At 41.3% G+C, this 25,424-nt stretch carries 37 protein-coding genes; 8 read left to right on the forward strand and 29 right to left on the reverse strand.

The genetic code is table 11. From position 1 onward, the window contains the following. Positions 1 to 11 precede the first annotated feature (11 nt). From CGC52_RS07210 to CGC52_RS07305, 20 genes are all read right to left on the reverse strand, one after another. On the reverse strand, positions 12 to 1,460 hold the full coding sequence (locus CGC52_RS07210) for a hypothetical protein (protein ID WP_095893926.1): 1,449 nt from the start codon (positions 1,458 to 1,460) through the stop codon (positions 12 to 14). Positions 1,461 to 1,520: 60 nt separating this feature from the next. Next, positions 1,521 to 2,393: a hypothetical protein gene (locus CGC52_RS07215; protein WP_095893927.1), complete on the reverse strand. Its 873-nt coding sequence runs from the start codon at positions 2,391 to 2,393 to the stop codon at positions 1,521 to 1,523. A gap of 6 nt (positions 2,394 to 2,399) precedes the next feature. Continuing rightward, on the reverse strand, positions 2,400 to 2,870 hold the full coding sequence (locus CGC52_RS07220) for a hypothetical protein (RefSeq protein WP_232751803.1): 471 nt from the start codon (positions 2,868 to 2,870) through the stop codon (positions 2,400 to 2,402). Then, positions 2,860 to 3,696 (reverse strand): nucleotidyltransferase, encoded by an 837-nt coding sequence (locus tag CGC52_RS07225; RefSeq protein ID WP_095893928.1) that lies wholly within the window; start codon positions 3,694 to 3,696, stop codon positions 2,860 to 2,862. The genes CGC52_RS07220 and CGC52_RS07225 overlap by 11 nt, the downstream gene beginning before the upstream one ends. Beyond that, positions 3,696 to 4,448 carry a chromosome partitioning protein ParB gene (locus tag CGC52_RS07230; RefSeq protein ID WP_095893930.1) on the reverse strand — a complete coding sequence of 251 codons (753 nt, stop codon included), beginning with the start codon at positions 4,446 to 4,448 and terminating at the stop codon, positions 3,696 to 3,698. Before CGC52_RS07230 ends, CGC52_RS07225 begins: the two co-directional genes overlap by 1 nt. Before the next feature lie 3 nt (positions 4,449 to 4,451). Next, the gene (locus tag CGC52_RS07235; RefSeq protein WP_095893931.1) at positions 4,452 to 4,760 is read right to left on the reverse strand and encodes a hypothetical protein; all 309 of its coding nucleotides are present in this window, start codon (positions 4,758 to 4,760) and stop codon (positions 4,452 to 4,454) included. Further along, entirely contained in the window at positions 4,760 to 5,056 is a 297-nt protein-coding gene (locus tag CGC52_RS07240) for a cell wall anchor protein (RefSeq protein WP_095893933.1), read from the reverse strand. Before CGC52_RS07240 ends, CGC52_RS07235 begins: the two co-directional genes overlap by 1 nt. 14 nt (positions 5,057 to 5,070) lie before the next feature. Continuing rightward, a complete protein-coding gene (locus CGC52_RS07245) occupies positions 5,071 to 5,304 on the reverse strand; it encodes a hypothetical protein (protein WP_095893935.1) in 234 nt (77 codons plus the stop codon). Positions 5,305 to 5,306: 2 nt separating this feature from the next. Continuing rightward, a complete protein-coding gene (locus tag CGC52_RS07250; protein ID WP_095893936.1) occupies positions 5,307 to 5,771 on the reverse strand; it encodes a hypothetical protein in 465 nt (154 codons plus the stop codon). Between the two features lie 46 nt (positions 5,772 to 5,817). Further along, a complete protein-coding gene (locus CGC52_RS07255; RefSeq protein WP_095893937.1) occupies positions 5,818 to 6,780 on the reverse strand; it encodes a hypothetical protein in 963 nt (320 codons plus the stop codon). Continuing rightward, positions 6,777 to 7,394, reverse strand: coding sequence for a DUF6046 domain-containing protein (locus tag CGC52_RS07260; RefSeq protein WP_095893938.1), 618 nt, complete (start codon positions 7,392 to 7,394; stop codon positions 6,777 to 6,779). The genes CGC52_RS07255 and CGC52_RS07260 overlap by 4 nt, the downstream gene beginning before the upstream one ends. Further along, on the reverse strand, positions 7,378 to 7,656 hold the full coding sequence (locus tag CGC52_RS07265) for a hypothetical protein (RefSeq protein WP_095893939.1): 279 nt from the start codon (positions 7,654 to 7,656) through the stop codon (positions 7,378 to 7,380). Before CGC52_RS07265 ends, CGC52_RS07260 begins: the two co-directional genes overlap by 17 nt. 11 nt (positions 7,657 to 7,667) lie before the next feature. Continuing rightward, positions 7,668 to 9,671 (reverse strand): phage tail tape measure protein, encoded by a 2,004-nt coding sequence (locus tag CGC52_RS07270; protein WP_095893940.1) that lies wholly within the window; start codon positions 9,669 to 9,671, stop codon positions 7,668 to 7,670. A gap of 148 nt (positions 9,672 to 9,819) precedes the next feature. After that, positions 9,820 to 10,050, reverse strand: coding sequence for a hypothetical protein (locus CGC52_RS07275; RefSeq protein WP_095893941.1), 231 nt, complete (start codon positions 10,048 to 10,050; stop codon positions 9,820 to 9,822). 8 nt (positions 10,051 to 10,058) lie between these two features. Further along, the gene (locus CGC52_RS07280) at positions 10,059 to 10,484 is read right to left on the reverse strand and encodes a hypothetical protein (protein ID WP_095893942.1); all 426 of its coding nucleotides are present in this window, start codon (positions 10,482 to 10,484) and stop codon (positions 10,059 to 10,061) included. A 42-nt stretch (positions 10,485 to 10,526) separates the two neighbouring features. Further along, positions 10,527 to 10,958: a hypothetical protein gene (locus CGC52_RS07285; protein ID WP_095893943.1), complete on the reverse strand. Its 432-nt coding sequence runs from the start codon at positions 10,956 to 10,958 to the stop codon at positions 10,527 to 10,529. Between the two features lie 5 nt (positions 10,959 to 10,963). After that, entirely contained in the window at positions 10,964 to 12,193 is a 1,230-nt protein-coding gene (locus tag CGC52_RS07290) for a DUF2586 family protein (RefSeq protein WP_095893944.1), read from the reverse strand. Next, positions 12,193 to 12,405 carry a hypothetical protein gene (locus CGC52_RS07295; RefSeq protein ID WP_095893945.1) on the reverse strand — a complete coding sequence of 71 codons (213 nt, stop codon included), beginning with the start codon at positions 12,403 to 12,405 and terminating at the stop codon, positions 12,193 to 12,195. The genes CGC52_RS07290 and CGC52_RS07295 overlap by 1 nt, the downstream gene beginning before the upstream one ends. A gap of 67 nt (positions 12,406 to 12,472) precedes the next feature. Beyond that, on the reverse strand, positions 12,473 to 13,360 hold the full coding sequence (locus CGC52_RS07300; protein WP_095893946.1) for a hypothetical protein: 888 nt from the start codon (positions 13,358 to 13,360) through the stop codon (positions 12,473 to 12,475). 34 nt (positions 13,361 to 13,394) lie between these two features. Next, positions 13,395 to 14,480, reverse strand: a complete 1,086-nt coding sequence (locus CGC52_RS07305; protein WP_157909121.1) for an ATP-dependent Clp protease proteolytic subunit — start codon at positions 14,478 to 14,480, stop codon at positions 13,395 to 13,397. Between the two features lie 179 nt (positions 14,481 to 14,659). On the opposite strand from CGC52_RS07305, the gene CGC52_RS07310 reads away from it, so the two are divergent. The 8 genes from CGC52_RS07310 to CGC52_RS07345 all read left to right on the forward strand — a co-directional run bounded on the left by CGC52_RS07310 (position 14,660) and on the right by CGC52_RS07345 (position 21,470). Next, positions 14,660 to 15,190, forward strand: coding sequence for a DUF1804 family protein (locus CGC52_RS07310; protein WP_095894490.1), 531 nt, complete (start codon positions 14,660 to 14,662; stop codon positions 15,188 to 15,190). Positions 15,191 to 15,235: 45 nt separating this feature from the next. Further along, entirely contained in the window at positions 15,236 to 16,753 is a 1,518-nt protein-coding gene (locus CGC52_RS07315) for a hypothetical protein (protein WP_095893948.1), read from the forward strand. 100 nt (positions 16,754 to 16,853) lie between these two features. Continuing rightward, entirely contained in the window at positions 16,854 to 17,282 is a 429-nt protein-coding gene (locus CGC52_RS07320; protein ID WP_095893949.1) for a hypothetical protein, read from the forward strand. Next, positions 17,279 to 18,529 carry a DUF935 family protein gene (locus CGC52_RS07325; RefSeq protein ID WP_095893950.1) on the forward strand — a complete coding sequence of 417 codons (1,251 nt, stop codon included), beginning with the start codon at positions 17,279 to 17,281 and terminating at the stop codon, positions 18,527 to 18,529. The genes CGC52_RS07320 and CGC52_RS07325 overlap by 4 nt, the downstream gene beginning before the upstream one ends. Positions 18,530 to 18,666: 137 nt before the next feature. Beyond that, entirely contained in the window at positions 18,667 to 19,899 is a 1,233-nt protein-coding gene (locus CGC52_RS07330; protein ID WP_095893951.1) for a phage minor head protein, read from the forward strand. Positions 19,900 to 20,038: 139 nt separating this feature from the next. Then, positions 20,039 to 20,431 carry a hypothetical protein gene (locus CGC52_RS07335; protein ID WP_095893952.1) on the forward strand — a complete coding sequence of 131 codons (393 nt, stop codon included), beginning with the start codon at positions 20,039 to 20,041 and terminating at the stop codon, positions 20,429 to 20,431. Next, positions 20,431 to 20,961: a hypothetical protein gene (locus CGC52_RS07340; RefSeq protein ID WP_095893953.1), complete on the forward strand. Its 531-nt coding sequence runs from the start codon at positions 20,431 to 20,433 to the stop codon at positions 20,959 to 20,961. The genes CGC52_RS07335 and CGC52_RS07340 overlap by 1 nt, the downstream gene beginning before the upstream one ends. Next, positions 20,961 to 21,470, forward strand: a complete 510-nt coding sequence (locus tag CGC52_RS07345) for a hypothetical protein (protein WP_095893954.1) — start codon at positions 20,961 to 20,963, stop codon at positions 21,468 to 21,470. The genes CGC52_RS07340 and CGC52_RS07345 overlap by 1 nt, the downstream gene beginning before the upstream one ends. Here CGC52_RS07345 and CGC52_RS07350 read toward each other — a convergent pair whose 3' ends face one another. The 9 genes from CGC52_RS07350 to CGC52_RS07385 form a co-directional block, all read right to left on the reverse strand. Further along, positions 21,471 to 21,656, reverse strand: coding sequence for a hypothetical protein (locus CGC52_RS07350; protein WP_095893955.1), 186 nt, complete (start codon positions 21,654 to 21,656; stop codon positions 21,471 to 21,473). Between the two features lie 69 nt (positions 21,657 to 21,725). Further along, positions 21,726 to 22,271 carry a hypothetical protein gene (locus CGC52_RS07355; protein ID WP_157909122.1) on the reverse strand — a complete coding sequence of 182 codons (546 nt, stop codon included), beginning with the start codon at positions 22,269 to 22,271 and terminating at the stop codon, positions 21,726 to 21,728. Between the two features lie 359 nt (positions 22,272 to 22,630). After that, a complete protein-coding gene (locus tag CGC52_RS07360; protein WP_095893957.1) occupies positions 22,631 to 23,083 on the reverse strand; it encodes a hypothetical protein in 453 nt (150 codons plus the stop codon). After that, on the reverse strand, positions 23,083 to 23,394 hold the full coding sequence (locus CGC52_RS07365) for a hypothetical protein (RefSeq protein WP_095893958.1): 312 nt from the start codon (positions 23,392 to 23,394) through the stop codon (positions 23,083 to 23,085). The genes CGC52_RS07360 and CGC52_RS07365 overlap by 1 nt, the downstream gene beginning before the upstream one ends. Next, the gene (locus CGC52_RS07370; protein WP_157909123.1) at positions 23,391 to 23,891 is read right to left on the reverse strand and encodes a hypothetical protein; all 501 of its coding nucleotides are present in this window, start codon (positions 23,889 to 23,891) and stop codon (positions 23,391 to 23,393) included. Before CGC52_RS07370 ends, CGC52_RS07365 begins: the two co-directional genes overlap by 4 nt. Positions 23,892 to 23,910: 19 nt before the next feature. After that, positions 23,911 to 24,075, reverse strand: coding sequence for a hypothetical protein (locus tag CGC52_RS11245; protein ID WP_157909124.1), 165 nt, complete (start codon positions 24,073 to 24,075; stop codon positions 23,911 to 23,913). A gap of 2 nt (positions 24,076 to 24,077) precedes the next feature. Then, entirely contained in the window at positions 24,078 to 24,605 is a 528-nt protein-coding gene (locus CGC52_RS07375) for a hypothetical protein (RefSeq protein WP_095893960.1), read from the reverse strand. 21 nt (positions 24,606 to 24,626) lie between these two features. After that, positions 24,627 to 25,061: a hypothetical protein gene (locus tag CGC52_RS07380; protein ID WP_095893961.1), complete on the reverse strand. Its 435-nt coding sequence runs from the start codon at positions 25,059 to 25,061 to the stop codon at positions 24,627 to 24,629. 1 nt (position 25,062) lies between these two features. Further along, positions 25,063 to 25,359 carry a hypothetical protein gene (locus CGC52_RS07385; protein WP_095893962.1) on the reverse strand — a complete coding sequence of 99 codons (297 nt, stop codon included), beginning with the start codon at positions 25,357 to 25,359 and terminating at the stop codon, positions 25,063 to 25,065. Positions 25,360 to 25,424: the final 65 nt, after the last annotated feature.

Here is a 25,424-nt window from a genome sequence, read left to right on the forward strand (position 1 = left end):
ATAATTAATAATTACACATTGCTCACTCTTAACAGCACTTCATTCCCTACAACAGTGACCGTTGCCGTGCTTCCTTTTACTCCATTGATAACGTTGGTGCCATCCACTTGAACTAACGTTTTACCATTTCCTGCTTGGAACGTGATATTTCCTGTCCCAGCCTTTTGGTAACTCGCTACAAAACCATCGGCACTGTTTACTGTCACCACAATATTAGCCGTTCCTTGCGTGACAATGGTTTTGCCTTTCTGAGGCACATTGTTAATCAAATCTTCGGTATTGGTATTGTTTGTAATCTTTAACAGAACAGTCTCAATATCGGGTTTGCCGATGATGTTCGCCCAGTTTCTGACCCATGCTAATATTTTTCCACTTACTAAATGTGGTTGTTGATTTTGTACATCTTCTAAACGTGCGGTATGTATTATTTCATAAGTAGAATTATACGTTGAGCCAGTTAGTTGATAATTTTCACCATCATACCACAAACGGACCATTTTCTTATACTCTAATTTATGGTCAGTAACTAACAATGTTCTTGAATTAGCAATAGCACCTCCAATAACTATTTTTTTTTCGCCACTATTATCAATATTTAATGTTACATTATTAGCTGTTTGACCTTTTTTAAATTCTACTGATAGCTCATCTCCCTCTTTTGGGACGTAGTTCCCCGCTGTAGTTGTTCCTACTTTAACACTTATGGTTCTTGCAGTATCCACAGTAACTTTAATCACAGACTTCGCCCCCAATTGCGACAAGTCGGGTTTATTCTGAATATCATCCCAATTGTGTTGATGCGTACGCAGGGCAAATTCCGAGTGCGTGTGTGTTTTTTTAGCATACAAATCATCGTGGTGGTGATCAAGTAGTGAGTATCTGCCGTCCAAATTCACTGTTAGCTGTTGCCCGTCAGAACGTAAACCTGTCAAAACCCCCGTTTCAAAGTTAAAATTCAACGAGTTCAGCATTATGTCGGCTATGTTGTCAATGCCCAAATCTTGGAATGAAATATGTAGGGCAGTTCCATCGGAATACGTTAGCGTTAGTATTTTATTTACTTCGCCCGTAACCGCACCACTAACTATCACTTTATCGGCGGTATCGTCCAGCTTTTGCTTGTCAGAATTAGTAAAATCATTGGTACTCAAACCTTTGCCGTCAACTTTATCCACCTTGTGATTGATAGCACTTTCCAAGTCTTTGGCATTTCCTGTATAAGTACCCTTATCTAACTTGCTGTCAAACAACGCTTGGTGTGCATTCCCGTCATTGATGTGGTTGTTGAACTGATCAGAGGTTACCACATTTTGTAAAGACTGTTCCAAATTCTGCACGGACGACATCGGAATTTTCTCATTCTTATGCCAAAACGAATCTATCCACGCCCAAAAATGCTCCTGCGTAGGTTTTTTGAAATTTTCAAACCATTGCTTAATTATTTCTCTTGCTGTTGCCATTGTTTTTAGAGATTAAAAAATTAAAGGATTAAAAGATTAAAAAAATCTAATCACTAACTACTAATCAAACCCTACGTACTCAATAAATTGAATTACTCTATAAGGAGGCATATTGTTATGATGTTTGTCGCCTCCCGTACTCTTGATTGTCATCAAATCACTTCGGTTATACGTTATCTCACGGTCTGCCATTGTAAATGCAGAGCCGTTTCCGTTGCTATCTGAATCATCCCCTGATGTGTGATTAGATGTTCCGTGATTATGACTTGGCATCTCTGCTATCGTCAATTGATGCGACCGCTCCCCTCCTTTTTCTAACATTCGGTTTAACTTGTAATCCTCAGGTTCATTGGCGGTTTTATTGTAATCAGGGTCGTATCCTACGGGCATACGTCCTCGCAAGTTTACGTACTCTTTCCAGCCCGTAGGAAGAGGTTCGCTCGCGGGTTTTCCCCATAGGGCAATCATACCAATCGGTATGGCAGACTTTTGTTTTTCCAACTTTTCAATCCGTTTTAACAGCTCATTGGTGGTTGTTTTTTCGGTTTTATCATCGTCTAATTGAGCGTTGTTTTTTACTTTTTTAAAATTCGCCCACTCAAACGTTTTTTCGGGTGAGGAAATTCCGAAAGTAACGTAACGGGTTTGCTCCATTTCTCGTAAAAAACCATCTTCAAACGTGCCTTCGGTGGCGTCTTCTTTAATAAAAACGGACGCCCCTTCCGTACCTCCTTTGAACGGCAATACTTCGCCATTGACAAAGACAATTCCGTTGCTTACTGAGTTCCCCGTTTTCTCACAGCCTGAAATAATCACAAAGTTTCCAGCCAAGTAGCCCAAGTTATTAAAGATGCGATACGCCTCTTGCATATAGCTCAATGTGGCTACATCTAAGGGGAATCCTGCGTCGTGTGTAAAATTTAACGTATTCATTACTATTTAGTTATAAGTTATAGTGTAGCGTTTTCCTGCTAATTTATAAAAGTCAATCGTTGCTTGAAGTCTGTGTACGTCATACTCCAATCCCTGTGGTAACAGAACTATGAAATCAACGCCTCCGTCAATGTAATTACCCCGCTGATGGAGGTATATTTTTCCTAAATAAACAGGCTTGTTATAGGCTCTTGGATAAAGGTATATTCTACCTTTTTGTCTACCATCAAGGATTTTTATACGTCTTAACTCCTTATCAAAATTGTCGTTCAAAATCTTACGTAAATAACAGACTTGGCTGTTGTGCTGTAAGTTATTTAGGTTTGCCTCCCGATTTTTTTGGAAATCGTACAGCTTACTTTTCAAAGGGGATAACAACGCCCTTATCCAAGCCACGAGCTTATACCTACGCAGTAACGAAGGCAACAACAAAATGCCTAACTTGTCAATGTTTATGTTAAATATTTTATTGTACATAGCTGATATGTTCAAAATTTTCAATAGCAAAGTAACCCGCCGTTGGGATTTGTGAAATCTCAATCACTTCAAAATCTCCGTATTCTCCGTTACTTTTTACATTTTTACTTTCCGCAAGTATCAAATGTGGCACTTTAACGCCTTTAACCTGTTGGAGAGCGTCCACCAAATGTGCCAGTACTAACTCCCCGTCAAAGGGTAAGTTTTTCAGATAGGTTTTTATGGCGTCTTCAACGGGTTTGGTAGCGTCTAAAATGCTTTGACCATTAGCATCTAATACCAGCGGGTCATAGACGATTTTCATTTTCAAACGCAAAACATCAGGTGGGTGATTGACCACTGAGAGGCGTACGCCTGCGTCTTTAATTTCTGATAGATAGGTTTCAAAGGCGTTTTTTTGCTCGTCGCTAATAGGCTGTAATTCGCCTCCTTGCTCGGTGGCGATTTTCACAATAAGTCTGCCCTCGTTCTTGCTCTCAACCACTGCGGAGTAGGTAATAATCTTGCTACTCGCAATGGCGTCTTCGCTACTGCCCCTATTGTCGAAATGGTCGCTATCAGGCAGTAAATCAAATCCATATTGAAACGCCAACGCCTTGTTACGATACCAACGAGCGGTGTGGGGTTTTAGCTCGGAGAGCATTTCGTCCACTTCTTTTTTATGAAGGTCAAAAAGTTTCTCCAACGTCCAAATCGCCACCGAAACGATGTATATCATCAGTCGCCAAATGGCGGTTTTGCTCGTGGAATTTAGCTCGTTCAAAGCGGGTTCACTCGCTTTGGCTTGGTAGATTTGTTCTTGTATGTCTTGTATGCTTCGTGCCATTAGCCTAATGTTTTTACAAGTTCTTTTTCTCGGTCTGATAAAGTCCAAGTTATTATTTCTTTTTTAGCCTTTATTCGTTCGGTTTTCATTCGTTCGGTAGCTTCATCACTCATAATAAAGCCACTTCCGAAGATGGTTTTTTTAAATGGTTTTTGACTTTCTAAGGCTCTGCAATGGGCTACCTCTTTTTTATTTATCGTAATAGACCCGCCTTGGGCTACTATTTTAGTAACATCGGCAACCGTTATCAAGTTGTCAGGATATATGTAGCGAGGCAAACATTTTTTATTTTCTCCTTGCGTTTGTTTTAATCGCTCGTACAGATAGGAATCACCCAATATTTTAACATCTCCAAAAAGATTTGAAACGAAAGAAGTTTTGACTTTTGCCCCATTCTCATAGATTATATCACTGCCAACCACAATGCCCGTATAATCTTGGTCAGAGCTAAATAAGGTTAAATGCGGGGCGAATAAAAAGTACTTAATATTTCGCTGATTGTAAAACCTGATAATTTGCGAGATGATAGAAAACGGCGGGTTATCTATGACCACGCAGTCCTTCGTGTAAGTTTCGTTCTCATAATCTCCACCGGGGTAAAATGGTCGCAAAACCTTCATTCCTTCAATATTGCATCTCTCTTTGACGTAGTTAAGAATCACATCGTATATTGATGGAGGCGTGTAACAATCGTCGGTTGTCTTCTTAGGTTTGAATTTATCCACAAAATCTTGATATTCTTTATTCTCCATTTTTTAACTTACTTTAAAATCTAAATTTATCGCCCAAATGCTGATGCCTTCTAAACGTTCTAACACTTGCAAATCAGTTTGAGTAAAACCTGTGGCGGGTTGAATATTTTTGGCAGTGTAATAACCTAATATATCCTTATCCTTTGTTCCCTCTCCTTCCGAGAGGGGTAGGGAAAGGACTTGCCCTGCGGTCAAATCATCGGTAACACTTAAATCATTCGCTAACGCCAAATCAAAAAGGCTTTCGATAGTGCCTGTATGCTGCAGACAGGTATCTAAAAGGGATTGATTATGTAAGACAATGACTTTCATTATTTTGATTTTCCGTTTAACTGCTTGTATTTTTTGAGTTCAGCCAAAAGTTCTTCAACAGAGTTTTCCAACTCCTTAACTCGGTGGTTGGCTTTTTCCAAATCTGAAATCGCTTTTGCATATTTTTCGCCCAAATCCTCAATCATCTCCCGATAAATCTTGACCGCCTTATCTACATTGTCAAGTTCCGAAGTTTGTAGCTCTGCTTTTTCTTTGGGTCGCCCAAAAAACCAACCCACTAACGCTCCCACGAAAGTGGTGATAATTGGCAATAATATTTCTTTCAATAGTTCCATTTTGGTATGCTTTTTTAACTTATCGTTCCCTTTGCCGGTGCGGTGGTAGCTCCTGCCTGTGACACCGCCGTACCTGCCGTAGTTACGGGTATGCCCTGCGGGATAGTTACCTCACCGCTTTTAACGAAGGTATCGATGAGCGTTGCCAACTGCTCAGCATAATATTCCTCGTCAGGTTCGGTTTTAGTTTTCATTTCTTGTTGCAGGGCGATAATTCCTTCCTTTAATTCTTCTTTATTTAGTGGCATAACTATTTGAATAATTGGTTAATTTTTCCGTTTATTTCATCAAATTTGGCAACATTATTCGGGGCAAAATTGCCCGGCCCTGAAGGGGTTTGTACGATAGCTGTTTTCAACTCCGTTAAAAGCTCATTTAAAAGCGTTTTAAAATTGATTTCATCATTTTTTAAATCAATTTTCGTGACTTTGATTTCGTATTCTTCAATTGCTTCGGCTTGGAGTAAAAACGGCTTGGTTTCGCTGTTTTCAATCAATCCTACCAAAATGAGACTTCCCACTTTGGGCTTTACGTGCATACTTCCGATACCGAGCGACACACCTAAAAAAGGTAAATCCGTATCTAAATCCGTTGCCTCGCAGGTTTTTTCATCCCAATTGACCGATGCAACCTTCGCCCACTGCACTTGCTGGGGAACGGCTTTTTTTATCCGCTGTGCCATCAGCTTGTCAAATTCATCAATTACATCTGCCATATTTTTAATTTTTTAATATTCAAACAACCTCCCTCCTTCGGAGGGATTAGAGGGAGGAGTTAATTTCAATTTCCTGCCGATATTGGGCGTTTTCAAGAGTTTTGCGAACCCTGTCCACATAATACGTTCCGTGCCTGTCGGGGTAAAGTGAGGATGTTATTTTCACTTTTTCGCCGTGCTGAATGCTGGGTGTTCCATAAGTGGTAAAACTCCCCTCAAAGCCCTCACGTTTAGAAAGTTCATATAGGCGTTTTACTTCCTTTTCCAACTCTTTTTGTGAGCTGACCCGCCAACTCATATTTATTGTAGTCTTGGGGTTTTCGTCTCCAAATTCGGCTTTTAGGCGTTTGCCTTTACCGTAGCTTGATGTTCCGATAATCTTAACCGTGCGTTCTTCCCTTGATAAATACTTCAAATTGTTATCCGTACAATTTCGCTCCAAATCAAACACATACGTATCACTTTCGTTTTTTACTTCTGAATAAGGTTTTGCTACGGTTAATTTTCCGTTGCGGATAAAACTATATATAGAATAGTTTTTTTGCCATTCGTCTAATACCGCCCCCAATGTGGTTTGACTGAACCGCACCGCACCGAGTGAAATTGCATCGGCATCTATTGGAAAATCAGTAATAAATTTTGTCAAAAACTGCTTTACATCCATATTTGCTGAAACATAATTCACGGGGATTTGTCGCAGTTTCCACATCGCATCGGAAAGCTCCAAACGAATGGGAAAATCTGCCGAAACCTGCGTGATATAGCCCTCAAACTCTTTCACCAACTGTCCATTATAGCCCATTTTGATAACGGCTTTGTCGCCAACGGAAAACAGCTCACGTACCTTTTGCTTGTCAAAATCACCCACGTTACGGGGCAAAATCACGCTTGCCGTATCGGTGAGCATTTTCCAACTGCTTTCAATTTCAACCGCTGAAATCTTATGCACTTGAAAAGGCTTTCCGATTTTCGGATAAAAGGTTATCTCTACATTAATTGCCAACGTCATAGCTTGTAAATCAGTTCAAAAGGTTCATCACTAATGCAATTCAGCTCTATGGGTATCACATTCGGAACGCCCTCTAACGAACGAATATCTATCCCTTCAATCACGAGGTTGTGTATGTTTTTCCAACCGAACAAATCGCCCTCGACAGAAATGGATTGCACCGTTTCCGACCATTCAATAATGCGTTTTTCATATTCCCGTGCCGAAAGCTCATCATTGATGCACAAGGCACGAATGCGGATGCTCCAATCATCAAATCCGTAAATCTCTTTTACCGTGCCATTGCCGCCAATAACATCGGTGCGACTGATGTTTTTATATCTTGAAAAATCAACCATCGTAGCAGGCGGAAGCCATAAATCGGGCAGCGTTTTCTCCACGATTTGACTTTGCGAATTGTAAAACTTGTACGAACCGCCTACGAATTTCACAGGAAAAACAATGGGCGTTCCCAATCGGCTAAGTCGCACGGCTTCTGCTTTTTCCACTACTTGCACCGAACCGTAATTTATCTCGGTAGGCGGTTGTTTGCCTGTTGGTACCGTCAGATAAACAGGTAGGTTTGTGCCGAAAGCCGCCTGAAATAATTGCCCTATGTTATAGCGATTGTCCATTTAGATGTAATCGTTTTTTGATTTCGTCATAATTCTTGCCGTCTCGTTCCAATTGAATTTTTACCCGTTTTTCAATGGCGGTACGGTCATATTTACCTTTAATGAGCTCCGTCATATTTGCCCCAACGAGTGGGTCGGATTTGAGGCTTCCCTGCTGATACTGCAAAATGAGGGCAACCTCTTGCATTTCACTTTCCCCTACGGAAAAATCCCCATTAATAATAGCCAAATCGTTGTTTTCATTTAGTAAAATGTCCTTCATAATGTTCGTTTTTAAATGGTAACCAAAGCATCACGCATTCGGTCGTTGAGCTTGGTAATTACACCATTGGCGGCGGCATCTTTACTGCCCACACTTCGGTCAATGGTGAAATAGTTTTTTTGCTCTATTTTAATATTTACAGTTTTTGAGCCACCGCCCGAACCGCCCACGTTCATTGTTTTTTCCTTGTCACCTTTACCCCCTTTTCCGTTTTTGTTTAGGTTTTTCCAGCTTTCTTCTGCTCCACCAATAGCGGCGTTGGGCGAAAGTGTGGAGGCTGTTTTCTGAGTTTCTTCGTCTTCGGGTGCTTCTTTGTCTTTTTTCCAGGATAGTGAACTGGCAGCTTTGACAAATTCATCTTTGGCTTGTAGAGCTTTTTCGCCCGCTTCTTTATATCCATCAACGATTGCCTTTTTACGAGCTTCGGTATCAGCTTGAATTTGAGCCAACATCTTATTATTCTCCTCCTCATCGCCTAATCCTGTTGCATTTTTAAATTTGTACCAACCCTCTTGAATTTTGTTAAGTCCAATCATCAGCCCGTTAATGAGTGTGTTCCAATTGGCTTTGACAGCGGAAACCCACGCCTCAAAGAGTAGTTTAGCCCCTTCCCACGTATGTTTCCACGCTTCGCCCCAACCTGTTACTTTTGATGCCAACCAAACGATACCCGCCACCAATGCACCGATAGCAACGATAATAAGTCCAATAGGGTTTGCTGAAAGGGCAGCGTTCCAAAGCCATTGAGCGGCGGTAACGATTTTCGTCCAAAGTGCCATTGTTTTTTGTCCCAATGTGGTCTGTGCAATCCACTTACCAAATGACTTCATTACAGGAGCTAACCCTGAATATGCCGCACCCAAATCACCTACAACCGATATGGTGCTTCCTAATCCACTACCCACAGCTCCCAACACTTTAAACACATCAAATCCTGCAATTTGCAAATCTTGAAACCACGCCTTAACACGGCTCATTTTCTCACCCCAACCCGACATCACCGTATTGGCTTGTTCCACAGCTACGTTTGTCCCTGTGATTTGCTGGGTAAGTTCTGCCTGTGCATCGGCAGTATTGATAAGCCCTTGCGCGGCTTGAATATTTTCCGCACCAAAAACGGCGGCAAGAGCATCGGTATTTTGTCCGATTTTTTGCAATTCTTTCAAACGCTCGGCAAATGGCACGGTAGTGTCTGACACCTTTTGCATATTTACTCCGTACTGGGCAAGCATCGTCGTGGCTTCTTTTGAAAGTGCGGACGGGGCGTTCATTTTGATAAGCACGTTACGAAGTCCCACGCCCGCTTCCGCTCCGTATTTACCCGATTGAGCTAACGATTGCAAAGCGGCGTTGGTTTCTTCAAATGATACGTTGGATAGCTTCGCCGCACCACCTGCTTGTACTAATGCTTGGGCAATTTGTGGCACTTCTGCCGCTCCTTCTTTCGCCCCCGCCGCCATTACGTTCATCATTCGTTCCATTTCGGAAGCTGCCGCAATAGGATCATTCAAGTCCACTTTAAACTGCAGCATTGAGGTAGTGAGTGCATCGGTAGCACCAACCACATCACCGCCCATTGTCTTGGCAAGGGTGTTGGCGTATTTGCCCATACTTTCCATTGCCCGCTCACTATTGCCAATTTGCGGTCCCAGCCTTGATAAAATGGTTTGGAATGTTCCCAAATTATCAGTTGCCGACCCGCCGAACTCTTTGGCAAGGCTTCGGGCTTTCCCTCCCAAACGGTCTAAATCTTCACCTGTTACACCTGTAATGGCTGACACATCCAATAATGCACGTTCGTAATCTTCGCCCACCTGTGCGGCATCGGAAAAAATACCCAAAAAACTATTCAACCCCTGACTTGCCGCCTGCCAGTCAATGGCACGTACCGCACGAAGGCAATCGCCGAATTTGCGTACCTTTTCCGTAGCCTGTTCCACACGTTCTTGTGCTCTACGCACCGGCTCGGTGATGTTATCCGTAGCGGTAAATGTCCAAGTAGTTGTATAATTCATTTTTTTGAGTTACTTTTGTTAAAAAACAAAGCTATGTTAGACGTTTTCAGTTACATACTTTTAGGTGTTTTCATTATTGTTGGCATCCTTCTAATGCTTTGGTGTGCCTTAGCCGTTATCAGTGTAACGGGCGCCGTTATCGGTGCCGTTACTCAGGATTTGTTTGGCTTGTTTGTGAAAAAAACTCGTTAAGCACTTCAACCAATGCTCTTTTGTGAGCATTGTACGCAAGTCGGCTTTCACATTTCATCTTAAAATCTATCGCCCGAAAATGGTCGATGTATTCTTGCGTTTCCATTCCTTTGGGGTTCTTACCAAAGTAGGCTAAAATGAGTGCGTCAATTCCTTCGATAAAGTCGTACGCCTCAATGTCAAGCAAAGAGGCTTCTATACTTTTTTTAACTCAACCTTCGAGCTTTGAATTAACGACATTAGTTGCTCCACCAGCCCCATATAGACCGAGCCGTCATTTTCCAACGCCTCCATATCACCTGCCAATACGCAGTTTTTAATTGCCGCATCGGCGATTTTGTCGGCATCTCCACTATACTCTTTGGATTGAATGAGCCGAATGAAATTTTGATTCGGTTTTTTAATCAAAAAATGCACAGGTTCTTCGGTAGGCTTGCCGTTTTCGTCCTTTTCCACATCCGAAGGATAAACCGAAACTTCTCGTACCACCCGTGGGTACTTGGCTTTAAAAACGTCAATATCTTGCTGTGTGTAATTTCTCATATAATCTCCTCCCAACCCTCCCCCAAGGGGAGGGCTATTAAACGCAGGGAGGTGTGCGTGTTTTAAATTATTTTTCAACTTGTTCTACAACGCCCCTCCTTCGGAGGGGACGGGGGAGGATTAAATATTCCAATCAATATGACTTACAATCAATTCCAATTTTACGGCAATAGAGCCATCGCCTTGTTTGATAGCCATTTCCGTTCCCAAAAATTCCGCATTGCGTATAACGTCCTTTTGTATTATTCCGCCTCGTTCGTAAACGACAACGGGGTCAAAGGGTTCAATATCTTGTAGGCGTTTGCCCTTTGGCAGGGCATTTTTGATAGCGTCCAATTCCTCTTTCAAAAGCGTAATAGAAGCCTTTGCCTCGTAGTTTTCTTCGGCACGCCCTACGGGCATATTACCCGCTCCCATTACGTTGGTTTTCTTGGTGGTGTCGGAATAATTGATTTCCGTAATCCCCACCACATCACGTCCCAATAAATTAAAGGTTACGTTATTCCAGCCTTGCAGTTTTCCGAAATGATTTACAACGGTTGTTTTTCCCATTTTTCTTACAAATTAGTGGTTAATCCGATTTCCCCTTCAATGGCGTGAAGGATATCATCGGGTACGATTCTGATTTTTACTTTCAGCGGACTATCTTCCGTAACTACTTGTTTCGGATTGATATAGACATCAAACCCGCTAATTTCACCCGTTACCAGCATCTGCCTTTCAATGGCTTTTCCGGCAACTTCCTGCAAAGCGGTTACAATGGTGTCCTTCAAATAGCCCGTGTCGGGATTTTTCGGCAATTTTGATTTTATGCGTGGCGTGAGTGCCTTACGCACCAAACGAGCCGCTTTGTTCCACACTCGGTTATTCTCAATATACGAATAATCAGAGGCTTTGCTCACGCAAGTAGGCGAATTGGAAAAATAAAATCCTGCCGTATCGGCATATTGCCCTGCTAAAATATAGCCTCGAGAGTTGAGCAGTTTCATTTGCTCGTTACTGAGTTCTTCCACGCTTTGCCCTGTAGAGATTCCGGCACTGATAAAGCGTTTTTTGCCCGCATCCGTGAGCGGATAAGTATTACCGCCTTTGGCAAATTCGGGTTTTTTCTCAATGTCCACCGAGCCGATGTTTTCACTGACATTGCGAACACCTAACATTCCGAGTGCCGAACCTACGGAAGCGTGATACTTGTAATGCTCACTTATTTTGGCTATATCTTTATCCTGTGCGATGATAACCGACATCTGTGGAGCGTTTTTGGCTTTCAAATCGGCAAAGGCGTTCACTTGCAAACTTTCTTTGCCCTTGCCCTCCAACAGCACAAAATCAATCAGAATCCCGTCAGGTTTTACAGCCTCCACAATTTGCGTTTGCAACTGCTCCACATCGTCACCTACTGTGGACAAATCATTGGTAAAGCCAAAGAGTGCCACGCCTTTGATTTGTTTGTTCGCCCGAATGGTTTTCACGATTTCGGTGGTGTGTTCCTGTGCCTTTCCGTTGGGAGCAACAGGCAAAAATATCAACGTGCAATTGGGGGCTAATCGAAACACTTCCGAAATGTGGTAATGTGCCAAGGTATTTTGATTGGCGTCAAAACTTTCGGTAATGCCTAAGGCTTCGGCATCTTTCAGCTGAATAAAGGTCTCGGCTTTGGCGTGGGTTAATGTGGCTCCGGCAATAGCCATTGCCCCCACCAATAAAAACACACTGTCGTTGGTGCCTTCGGTTCTGCCCAGCCCACCGTCTGACTTTTTAAACTTAAATCCTTCTAATTGCCCCATTACTCTTTGGTTTTGGTTTTACTTTTTTTACTTTCCACGAATGTAAACACCTTCATTACGTTGTCTTTGTCGTTGTTGGCGTGTAATTCCGCGCGGTTCTGCTCATAAAACAGTTGTCCATCTTCGGTAGCGTAGATTTCTGTTAGGCCTTGCCCCGCCATTGTGCGGTGTGCTTTTTCGGCTAATTCCTCTCTGGTGTATGTTTTATCCATTTTTTAAATATTTTTTAAATGTTGTTTAAAAACACAGGCGACAAATAAATCGCCTGTGTGATTCACACTATCCGTTAATAATAGCCGCCGTTCCTTCGTCTTTGATAGATACACACACGAAGTGCATTTCAAATCCGATTTGATGCTGACGGTATTGTGGATTTTTCTCTTTTTCAATCGCATAACGTACTGCTGAACCTACGGCTTTTACCGTATAGTTCTTATGGAATACGATAGAGGCTTCTTTTCCTTGTGCTACCCCGTCAAAGGCTTCTTTTTCCCCGCTATTGTAGGTAGGCGCGTACGTGGACTCATATACCTCAAAACCATAATAGTTAGCGGCAATTTGTCCTGTGGTGGTGTTTTGGTAACGCGTTTTGAAGGCTAAGTCCTCCAAAAGCAAATCCGAAACGTGATCATTGCAAAGCACCAACACACGCCCTTTTTTTGGTACTAACAATTTATCCAACTTGTTTTTCAAGCTGATTAAATCCTTAGCGGTGAGGCGTTTTCTACCTGTTCCGTCATCTTCTCCTGTGGTGCTGATAATGGGGGTTTGAGCCGTGTTTTGTTGTGGGGCAATGGAATGCAAGGCGTGCATTGCCGTTTTATCCTCCAATTCTTCACGATGTTGCATTTGCACGTCATTCACTTTGTCATACGGAAGTGCGTACAACTCATCGGTGGTTACATCGGTGTTTTCCGTTTCGTATTTGTGTAACGAAATGGCTATACGCCCGTCATCACGTTTTTTAGAGTTGATAGGGTACACCTTGTTATCAATAAGTACCTTAGGCACGGCGCCACGTACGGGAACTTTAATAACATCGTTGCCCACCCACTCGTTTTTGCTCTTTACCGCTCCGAGCCAGCTATGCTCGTGGCGGAACTGCTTTATCAATTCTACTACCGCCAATTCATTTTTTAGCGGTAAACTTTCTGATTTCTTTGGCATTTTTCTCTTGTTTTAATTCTTGTTTTTCTATTCACTATTTACTCTTAGCGTACAAGGCGTTTAGCTCTTTCACTTTTTCGGGATTTTCCGCGATAAGTGTTTCCAATGCTTCGGGGTCTCTATCTAAATAGTCCTCCATCGTCCAGCCGCTTCGGTCAGCTTCGGCATTTACTTTTGGGGTAATACCCTGTGATGCGGCTTTAGGGGCTTCCATCTCGCTTAGCAACGTTTGGGTGCTGTCGTAGTCGGCAATCGCCAACTTCACATAGGCTTCTTTTTTGTCGGCAGTTATTTTTTTGTCAAAAATCGCCTGATTGACCAACTTTTCAGCCCGTGCCTGTGTCGTGGCTTTGCTTTCTTGTTCGTGTTGCTTCAACTCACTTATACGTGCTTGAATTTGCTCATCGGTAGCATCGGCGGACATTCCCAGCGATGCAATAAGTACATTTCTATCCATTTTTGTATTGTTATCTGATTTATTACTATTTTGATTTTTAGCCTGTATTTGCGCTACTTTCTCCTTAAATGCTTTGGGTGGCTCACCCCCGCAAGCCTTAAAGGCGGCGATGGTATCTTCGGTAATTATGGGTTCGCCGTCCACAATTTCGTTGATAAGCCCCAGCGAAAGTGCCTCATCGGCGGTAAGCCAATAATCTTGTTTCCATAACTCGTCAATCTCGTCCTCGGTACGATTAAAACGCTTGGCATATACTTTTTTATACTGATTGGTCAAGTTTTCAAGCAATTTCATATCCGAACGCATTTGGTCGATGTTGCCCTCAAAATACGTCAGTGGTTTGTGTATCATAAATTGAGACGTAGCGAATGCCTTACAAGTAAAATGGCTCATTATATATGTACCTGCCGAAGCTACGAGTGCTCCCGTTTGGATTTCCACGCTTTGCAGTCGGCGAAGCTGATTGACGATTTCCGAAGCCTCGAAAACCGAACCGCCCTCCGTATTGAGGTATAACACGCCTTTTTTAATACCTTGTCGCAGGGCTTGGTCTATTTCATAGCGAAAATCACTCGCCGACCAACCGTGATAAATACGCCCCGTAATGCGGAGCTCTAAGGTGTTTTGCGATGCGTTAATAACGGCTTCTAATCCTTTTTTCATTGTTGCTTTTATCATTTTCGACAAGGCAAAATTCAATAGTTTATAAGGCTTAAAAAAATTGGCATTCCAATTCAGGCAGTATTTTTTGCCCAAATTAGGCAGTATTTTTTGCCCGAATCGGAACGTTAATTTTTTACTCGTTATAATAAGAGGGAATTTTGCCTGAGAAATCAAAGGATATGGCAAAGGAAATAGAGAAAAAAACAGCTCGAATTTTGTTTGTAGAGCAAGGCAAATCATACGAGGAAATCGCCTCACAGGTAGGCGTAAACCCCCGCACGGTAGAGCGTTGGGCAAAAGAAAACGATTGGAAAAAGATACGCGACGCCAAAGCCAATAGTGGTAAGCAACGCATCGAACGTACGCAGTTGGTGGTGGACTCCCTTACCGATGAACGTCTGCGTATCATTGCCGAAATCAAACAAGTACAAAGCGTTTTAGCGGACGAATCCGATGAGCAAGTCCGTAAGGATTTGCAAAATGAGCTTTTAAACTACCGTAAGCAATGTGCCTCTATTGACGATTCCATCGCCAAATGGAACAAGCGTGTGGAGAACCTAAATAAGGAGACCAAAGTAACACTATCAATGTACATTGAAGTGATGGAAATGGTTTTTGAAGCCCTGCGCATCAAAAACGAAAGCCTGTACATTCAAACCTTAGACTTTCAAGAGGAACACCTCAATGAAATTGCCAGCCGTAAATTTTAGGTCGAGAGGCTCGACACCCAAATATTTTAGACAACCACGTGCAAAATGAAAATAGACGACAAAATAGCCAAAGAGAGGTACTTACAGAAAATTGCCTTTGCCAAATCGGCAGGAGCAAAATACGCTCACGAAACGCCTGAGGAGCGTAAGGCGGCGATTGAACTTTGTAAGAACGATCCGCGTAAAATGGTGGAGCGGTATTTTCCACATTATGCCGATGCTCCTTGTGCCGATTTCCAAATCGAATGGGCGTGGTTGGTGGAAAAAGCCCCTAATTTCAGGGGTTTTTGCCAATGGGGGCGAGCCTTAGCCAAATCCGTTTGGAACGACATTTTTATTCCCTTTTGGCTGTGGCTTCGGGGCGAACCCGTCTATTTGGTAATCATCGGTAACAGCTTTGACCGAGCTGTTCAACTATTGGAGGATTTAAAGGCAGAATTTGAAGCCAACCCCCGCATTATTGGAGATTTTGGGGAACAAAAACAGCTTGGTACGTGGGAGGATGGTTTTTTTATCACTAAAGGCGGTTTTATCGGTCAAGCACTCGGTATGGGGCAAAACGTAAGGGGACTACGTATCAAAAATTTGCGCCCTACACACATTGTTGGCGATGATTTGGAGAGCAAGGAACTCATCAAAAATCCCCGTCGCCAAAACGAATATGCCACTTGGATTGAGCAGGATTTAATCCCTACGATGGACGGTAAGCGTAAGCGGTTCATTCAAGCCAACAACCGATTTGCCCCCGTGATGATACAAACCATTTTGCAGGAAAAGCACCCCAAATGGAAGGTGCATCAAGTAAACGCTTTCGACCCTGTAACTTTTGCCCCTACGTGGAGCGGAAAGTATGATGATACCTATTTCTACGAGTTGGTTTATGGCGATAATGGTATCGGGGAACTTGCCGCCAATGCCGAATACAACAACTCCCCACACATTGAAGGGGTTGTATTTAAAGATGAGCAATTTCAGTGGGTGGAACTGCCCGCCCTGCACACTATGGAGTACATCATCGGGCATTGGGATATTGCCTATGCGGGTAATTCCCGAAGCGATTACAACGCCGTAGTGGTGCAGGGCTTAAAAGACAAACATTTTTACGTAGTAGATTGCTTTTGCAGACAGACCAAAATGCGTGCCGCCGTGGAATGGATGTGCGACTTTCAAAAAACGCTACCCGCCAATGTAGTAGTGCATTGGCAGTATGAAAGCCAATTTTGGAACGACGAAGTACAACGCGTATTGCAGGAAGTTCAAGCCGAAAAAGGCGTGTATTTAAGCATCATAAAAAGAACGCTCGACAGAGCAAAAAAAATAGACCGCATAATGAGTATGCAACCGTACTACCAAAACGGTCGTATTTTTTACAATCAAAGGCTAAAAGGCTCGGTGGATATGCAAACAGGGCTCGGACAATTGAAGGGAATTGAACCCAATTACAAAGTAAATGATGACTTTCCCGATGCCCATCAAATCTGCACTACCGACCTTGAAGCCTATATGCCTAACCGCTCTTTCAAAGCACTAATGGGCAAAATGTTAGGTACACACCGCTGGTAGCGGGTAGCACCCGCAGGCAGTCATAGCACGACGGGCAGTAGTAGCACCACAGGCAAATAATATACTGATTGCTAATCACTAACCACTAATTACTAAAAAAATGATATACCTAAAAAAAGACAACCTAATCGCCAAGGCGTACGAACGTGCGATTGACGAAAGCAGTAAAGATTTTGAGGTGGCACTTGACCAAAGCGAAGCCGAGCATATCGCCATTTTTAAAAGTCTTTTAAAACGTTTTTATAACGTAGATACAATTTTTGATGAAACCAAGCCTGTTTACAACCCCGTGTTGGGGAGAATACTGACATTTTTGGTTTTATCTGATGTATGTTCACGAAACCCCTATCGCAAGTACAATCAGCATAGCAACCTCGAAAAACAAAAGGAATGGGCAGAAAAGGAATTGGACAAACTTGCAAAAGGCATCATCATTTTGGAAGATTTACCCAAACCCGAACCACAGAACGGCACGGGGCAGTCCCGATTTTTATACGGAAACTTGACAAATAACGACTTTTACATATGAAAAACCCAATAAAAAACATCTACCGAAGCATCGGCAATTACTTCATTAACAAAGTACCTTATACGGATTTGGTATTGGCAATCGCCAAAGGGCGAGGCACGTCCGCACCCTCTGATATTATCAACCATCAAGCGAAAATATTACGGGTGGAAACCCTTAAAGATTGGAAAATGGGCGTGATGCTCGCTACCAATCCCGAAAACCCCGAAAAAGCCAAACTTCGTGCCTTGTATGACAGCTTGGAGCAAGACAACCATTTGGGCTCAACCATTGAAACTCGTATTGCCAAAACCCAGCAGTCGCCCTTTAAAATCGTCAACCAAAAGGGCGAACGCGTCGACGAGTTAAAGGCACTTTTTGAGGGCGTTTGGTTTCAAGATTTTATCAAATACGTACTGATGAGCAAATTTCAAGGAACTACTTTGGTAGAACTTTTTCATTTGGACGAAAATGGCGAACTTTCCGAAGTTACCGAAATTGGGCAGGCGTATTTTAATCCCGTGAAAGGCATCATTTTAAAAGAGGCAGGCGATACCACCGGAACGCCTTACAAAGAAGGTAATTTAGCCAATTATTACATTCAAATCGGTAAGGATTACAACGATTTGGGGCTGTACGCCTTGGTCGCTCCCATCGTGCTTGCGAAAAAATTAGGCTTGGGGTCGTGGTTGGATTTTATTGAAAAATACGGCGTACCGCCTTTGTTTATTACCACCGACCGAGAAGACGACACCCGATTGATGGAGCTTTTTGAAATGGCAACCCATTTCAGACGCAACGCCTTTATGGTCGGACGTGGGCAGGAAAAATTTGAAGTACCAAACATCACCACGCACGGCAGTAATGACGTTTTTGACGGGCTAATAAAACGTGCCGACAATGAAATTTCCAAGCGTTTTTTAGGCGGTACGGGGCTAACGGACGAAAAAGGCTTTGTAGGCTCGGTGGAAGTGCAATTTGAACTGGCAAGTTACCGATTTCAAAGCGATAAATTGTTAGTGAAACACATCATTAACAAAAAGTTATTTCCGTTGTTGGTAAAATTGTCACCCGTATATTCCAAACTCAGCGGATTGCGTTTTGAATGGGACGATGACGAGCCAATGACAACCGAGAAATTTTTACAATCGGTACAAACCTTAGGCTATCATTTTGAACTCGACCCCGAACAGGTGGAAAACATCACGGGCGTAAAAATTTTGGGTGTAAAAAACAATCAAGCACCTGTTTTTCCCGAAAAAAAGTAAGTCGGGGAAATGAAGCCAACGCCCGATGGCAACTCAAATTAGCCCTTAACAGGGCGGATTTTCTGTATGAAAATATAAACTGCGGTTGCACGGTTCATTTCCCCGAGGCCATTGATTTAGAAGGTTGGCTCAATGTAATGGAGCAAATCGCCAAAGACCGTTGGGAGGGTAAACTCAAAAAAGGCGAGCTCTCCGATGCCTACATCTTAAAAACGTATCAGGAACTTAACGGGGCGTTGTCTGACGGCTTCAAAGCGGATAATTTCAAAGTAAATAAAGCCACAGGCAAAATACCTATTGAAGCCTTACAAATGCAACGCAATTTGTTTAAATTCAGCGGAGCAAAGAATTACGCGGTGTTAGAGCATATCAACCAAATTTTAACCTCTGACAAGGGCAAAAATTGGAATGCCTTTAAAAATGAAGTACTGAAACTCAATCCCAAGTACAACAAAAACTATTTGCAAGCCGAGTGGCAAACCGCCAAACAAGCAGGGTATCACGCTGCCAATTGGCAAGCGTACCAAGAAAACAAAGCGTTGTATCCGAATTTAAAGTACCAAACCCAAAAGGACAATAAAGTACGCGAGGCACATCAAGCCTTACAAGGAATTATTGCCCCAATAGATAGTGACTTTTGGAAAACGCACTACCCGCCCAACGGTTGGCGTTGTCGCTGTTATGTGGTACAGACGGCAGAACCACCAACGGAAGGCGAATTGCCCGTGCTTACGGATAAAGAATTTCCGAAAGAATTTCGGGGCAATGTGGGGATTTCGGGCGAAGTTTTTAAGGAAACGGATGCAAACAAAGGCAAACCACACCCGTATTTTGCCCTGTCAAAAGAATGGGGCAGTGAAACCAAAAAAGCCTTTGAATATAGCAAACTCGCCACGCCTTATACTAAAATTTACGAAGCCAAAAACGGTGCGGAAATAAAAGTAAGCCCTTTTGCTGACGAAAGCGACTTACAAAAAAACGTACAAACTGCCGTTGTAATTGCCGATGAGTTGGGGGTGGGCGTGAATATTCGTCCGCATTTGGATTTACACAAACACAAAAATCCTGAATATGAAATTAATAATAAACTTGCCGATAGAAAAGAGGTTAGTTCTTACACAAGTATAAAAAGTAACTTGGGGAATGCAAAAAAACAAGGAAATAGCAGTATTGTATATGATATTACCAACTTTAAAGGCTGGGAAGCAGGTGAAATACTTAGATATTTAAAAGGTAAGATAATTAGCTTTAACGACAAAAAATGGTTAAAAGAAATTTTTTTTGTTAATGGTAGCAAGGCGATTTACTTTACCAAAGAGCAACTAATGAATGACTTTGATAGTGTGTTTATTCTTTTCAAGAAGTTATAAACGGAATAAGCCCCAATATTACTATTAGGGCTTATTCTGGGAGCGAATTGGAACTGTCCGCTTCGCGGTGTAACAATTGCTCGTTACACACTGCAAAATTACAAAAACTTTTTAAACAACAAATAAAAACGATTTAAATATGAATAAAAAAGACTTTTTTTCGCAGTTAGACGCCCGTATGCAGGGGCATAATTCGCAATCGGAAATGGAAAAAGCCAAAGCACAACAGCAATTTTCCGATGCCAAAGGCTTCGCCCAAAAACTGATAAAAACCCTCGCACCTTACATCAAAGGGTTTCGGCAAAGAGGTTTTACTTGCAAAGAAAAAACAGATAATTTGCCGTTTTATAGACTTGAAATTCAAAACAAATCACATCACATTGAATTGGGTATTTATGAAGAAAAAAACGGCTACCGCTTATTCTGTTATAGTAATAACGTACAACGTCATTTACCTATTCGTATAGGGCATTATTACGATGGCTTAGCCGTTGAAAATGAATTGCAAAACCTTTTTACCATATTTCTATAATGGCAGAAGTACAAGTACCCGATTTCAGAAAGTTAGCCCGTGAAGCACTCCAAAATATGCCCCAACGCATTGGCGAAGAGGCTCGGGCTTTCTTTGTGCAGTCCTTTGTAAAGCAAGGTTTCACCGATACTTCGTTTATTCCTTGGGTTAAACGAAAAAGCGAAATCGTGTTACCTCATAAACTGTTAAATCAGTCATTAGCACTAAAAAATAGTATTCGTATAGCACAATCCGATTGGAAAAAAACAATTATTTCGGCAGGCGAAGGGCTTAATTACGCCGCCATTCACAACGAGGGCGGCACTATCACCGTCAAGGTTACCGAAAAAATGCGAAAATATTTTTGGGCGATGTACAAAAAAACAGGTAATGAATATTTTAAAAATTTGGCACTGACCAAAAAAGAGCAGTTTACCATATCTATTGGTAAAAGGCAATTTATCGGCAATAGTAACTTTTTGGCTGAAAAACTGACAAGTATTATCATCAATGAAATTAAAACAGCAGAACGTAATTTAGATTTTAAATAATGGAAAACTGGCAAGATTTATACGTAGAACTCGCCGAGCGTATCAGCGAGAAAATGCCCGAAATCAAGTGGGTAGATTTGTGGCACAACCAAGTGGGCTTTTTAGCCGATGAGCATCCGTTTTCAACCCCTGCGGTATTTATTGCCTTGCGTAGCAATCAAACGCAAGACGCGGGCGAACTGATGCAAATTGTAGATTTACAGGTAGATTTTTATCTGTTTTACGAAACTTTTTTAGATACTTTTGTGGGAGCGTATAACCAATCAGGGGCGTTGGAATTTACCAAATCGTTAGACGCCTTGTTCGGTATTTTTCACGGCAGTATAGGCAAAAATTACAGCTCAATGAGGCGTTTAGGCTTTACTCCGGTAGATACCGGCACAGCAGGTAATCTGTATCAGGTTACATTTGAATGTAAGTTACAAGATACCAGCGCAATGAAATACTATGAACCTACAGATGTGAAGGTAAAAGTAAGCAACGAAAACACGGATTTTTTCATTGCATAATTACCCAACGCGGTGATAGATAATGTTTTCAATGGTACGTTCCGAGCGTAGGTATTTTTGGGCGATTTTTCCAATAATGTAGCTCTGGGTGTATTTGGCACGCCCATTTTCGCAAATAGCGTTCAAACGCTCGTATTCTTTGCGAATTTTGGCATAAAATAACTGTGTACGCTCGGTTCGTGTCATAGCGGAAAAGAACTTTTTCGCAAAAGTAAAAAACGCCAACTAATTTTACAAGTTGGCGTTTGTGTGTTTCTATTTCATTAACATTTGTATCCGTTTATCAATTTCTATTGAAAGTTTATCCCCCGATTTTAGCGTTTCTACATAGTTCTTTACGAACTCTAACTCCACTATCTTTTTTTCCTTTCGTCCTCGTTTTCCTCTTTCCGTTTTTAATTTATTCAACTCATCAAAAAAACGATGCAGATTTTCATCGGTAAGAATCAGTACGAAAAAAGCCTTGTTATCTTGAAAATTACCAAAAAAGGCATTTGGATGTTGCTTTATAAAGGCATACAAAGTAGTATGTTTTATATCGTCATCCATTTTGGGTAATTCCTCTATGAAAATATCGGTATCAAATGGGTGATGCTTATTTTGAATCTGTTTTTCAAAGTCTATAACTATCTTTTCTATTTCTGTTAAGGGATTGTAAATAGCAGATTTATATGTGTAATATAGTTCTTTTAAAGCCCTAAAATGCTCACTTTTTTGGTTTTGGTGAATAGTTTGTTTTTGTCGCTCCAAAGCCTCTAAATACTTTTTTTTCTGCTGCTCTTCATCTACATTATACTCCATTTTAACTGTTTTGTCCTCATACTGTCGTATAACAAGTTCATTCCCAAAAACATTTATTGTTTCTGAATGTATAACTTTTTTCTTTGGTTTCAAAAAATCAAAAAGTCCCATAATTCATTTTTTCAGCAAAAGTAAAAAAAATAACCTGACCTTTTGAAAGTCAGGTTGGGGAAATTTTTAGTTGCTTTTATCACTTTCTAATCCAGATATTTTAATCATCTGATATAATATAATGCTTTGAAAAATAATCTGATTAAACGTTCGCCAGCAGGTTGGATCATATACTCCTGTTATGATAGCAATTATCAAATACCAACCCAAAAGGTAAAATAAAGTATTCAGTAAATAGTGTAACTTCGTCATAATTGATATTCGTTGTTATAATATTCCTTGTTAATATATGTTGCCAAATAGGCTTTGGCTTGTCCGGTGCGTTTTAGATGTGCCTCGTAACCTTTGAGCGATAAAAACACTTTGATTACTTCCGCCTCTTTGAGTTTGTTAAACATTTTCTGGGCATCCTTTTTGCCCATTTTATAATTGTAAGCTTCCCATAGTCGGTCGAAGCTCAAATCTGCGGGGATTTTTTCTACTTTAAATTTGGCGATAAACTCGGGCATTTTTGTCCACAAAACAATTTTTTCTTCATCAATGGGAAAGCGGTACGCCCCGAAAAGCCAACCTTTCTGAGCTTCATTGAGTGGCTCGCCCACAATTTCAAATACTTTTAAATCGCCGTTTAAATTGTATTTAAAAATAAATGAAATCGCCGTTTGTTTGCCCGTTACGCGGTAGGTGGTTAGTTGTTCCATTATGCTAATTGTTGGTTGATTTCTCCAATGATATAAAGCAGAGTAGTCTTATCATATTCATCTGAAATATACGGCATTCTTTCGTTTAAGAATAATTCCAAAGTATCGGCTTCGTACCATTTAAACGTTATTTTTTTTGATTTCACATTCGAGCGAAAACCGTGATAAAACCGCCTTATTTTTTCAGCAATTTCACGCATTAACGAAAGTAATACACGTTGCCTTCTGCCAAAGGCAGTGACGCCCCCTACACTGGAATATATTGCCAAAACTTCTGCTTGCGATTTGCTGATTTTAATACTGATTTTCATTTTGTAATAACTTTTTTAAGGCGATTATATTTATCTAATTCAGCGTAACAGATTTTAGCTCCTTCGGTTGGGCGTTTCTTTGATTTTTTAGGAAACTGCCTACAAAATGCCTCACACCACAGCTCGAAATTTTCGTGCATCGGAAGTACGCCACAAGGAAATAACTTCATAATATCTAAAAGAATATCCTTATAATTCGATTGAGGTCTGAAATTCAATGCGAACTCCTTGTTTTTAGTTACAATATAAATGTACCAACCTCCAAAAAGAAACTGATTTTGATTATGAAAAACCCAAACATAACAGGGTATTGTTTTTTCGTAAAAATCACGTTTAAAGGATAGGCTTTTATCTTGCTTTTCTTTACGTTCTTTAAATACATCTTTCCACGTGGTGGTTGTCCATTGTCCTAAATTATTTTTTTCAAAAGAATGTACCTCAGGAGGGGCTTTTTTTCCGCTCCAAAACTCATAGGCACTTCGTGTCATTATCATCATAATACGATTAGTTTTAAATTCAACAATCCCAATAAGGTTCTGTGAGTTGCTCCCCACATTTTTTGCAGTAAAGAGCAATCAGTTCGCAGGTGCAATACGCCTCCAATACTCGCAGTTCGTGGTCGGCGTGCGGACAAACCACTTCATACTCCACCATAATTTCATTGATTTCGGTTTGAGTCATAGCTAATATTTTAGATTTGTCCAATGAATGATTTTGCCCTCAAAGCAAGTAGTTCCGTCCCTTTCGTAGGGATAAAAATAATTTAAAAATTCAGTGATGGAGCCAAAGCCGTCATTGATTGCCAAGCTGTGCATTATGGGGCAATCGCCTTCTGTGGATAAGCTCCTGAATAAGTACTCAATCCCTCCATCATCTATCCTTGCTGCCTCCAAACATTCATCATCAATATACAGATATACGAATGAAGGTGCGTAATCCAATTTGATGGTTTGAATATTCGTTACAGGCACTCTCGGGGCGAAACAGAAGGCTTTTTTTGTGCGATTGTTGATGTAGAAGTCTATCATTTTGCCCACTTGCCAACGGTTGTGTTTATCTTCTCGTATGGTGTGGATTTTCGGAGCAAATGACCAATTGTCCTCAAACTCGTATTTCCCCGAAACTTTACAATGATTTTCAAGTCCTGCCCAAATCTTCTCTACAAAATAGGTAGGTTTTCCGTTAATTTTGGTTTTGAAAGGTAGTATCATTTGTTAATTGTTCGTTGTTAATTACTTATATTTTGATTTTATCATATTTTCTATCGCATAAATCACTTTGCTGACTTCTTTATGACTCATATCTTGAAGCGCCTTTTTTACAGGCGAACGTTTTGAGATGAGCCACCCACCCAAGCGGTTTAAATCCACCAAATGAGGCTTGTCGTCTTGCACCCAACCTAACTCGTGGCAACGGGCAAGTAAGGCTCGGTGTTGCGGGTTTTGAGTGTCAAATCGAGCATAAAATCCCCACCCTAAATCCCTCCCCGAAGGAGAGGGACTTTTTAAATGTCTTATCAAAATAAAGGCTTGTTTTTCGCTCAAATCTTTGGTAGATTTAATTTGCATTCCAAAGAAATCGGAGAGAAACTCCAGCCGTTCTTGGCGTTCACTAAAACGTTTATTTAACAGCGTTTGAATTATTCTGATTTGGTCTGTGGTTATCATTTTAAACCTCGTGTATATTTCCTGCCTTAAATTTAAGTATCGCAAAATCTGTCCACACGCTGTAATCGTTGTTGTACAGATAGCTATTGTCAAGTGAAGCGTTCAGAGGCTTGCATCTTGGATGTTTAGCGTTCAATTCTTTCACTTTATTTTGTACGACTTCTTGTAACTTAGGAATGTCTTCCGCTCTATAAATTCGGTGGTCAAAACCTTTTAGGAAATCGTAAAACTCGTTTTGCAGTTTGTTTTTTGTCTGTGTTCCAGACTGAAAGTCGCAGTAATAATGTGTCGGTTTCATTTTTAAATCGTTTTAAAATTCGCTCCGCTCGGGGGCTCGAACCCCGATGCCTGCCTGTGCGGAAA

It is taken from the genome of Capnocytophaga sp. H2931, assembly GCF_002302535.1.
Lineage (GTDB): Bacteria > Bacteroidota > Bacteroidia > Flavobacteriales > Flavobacteriaceae > Capnocytophaga > Capnocytophaga canis.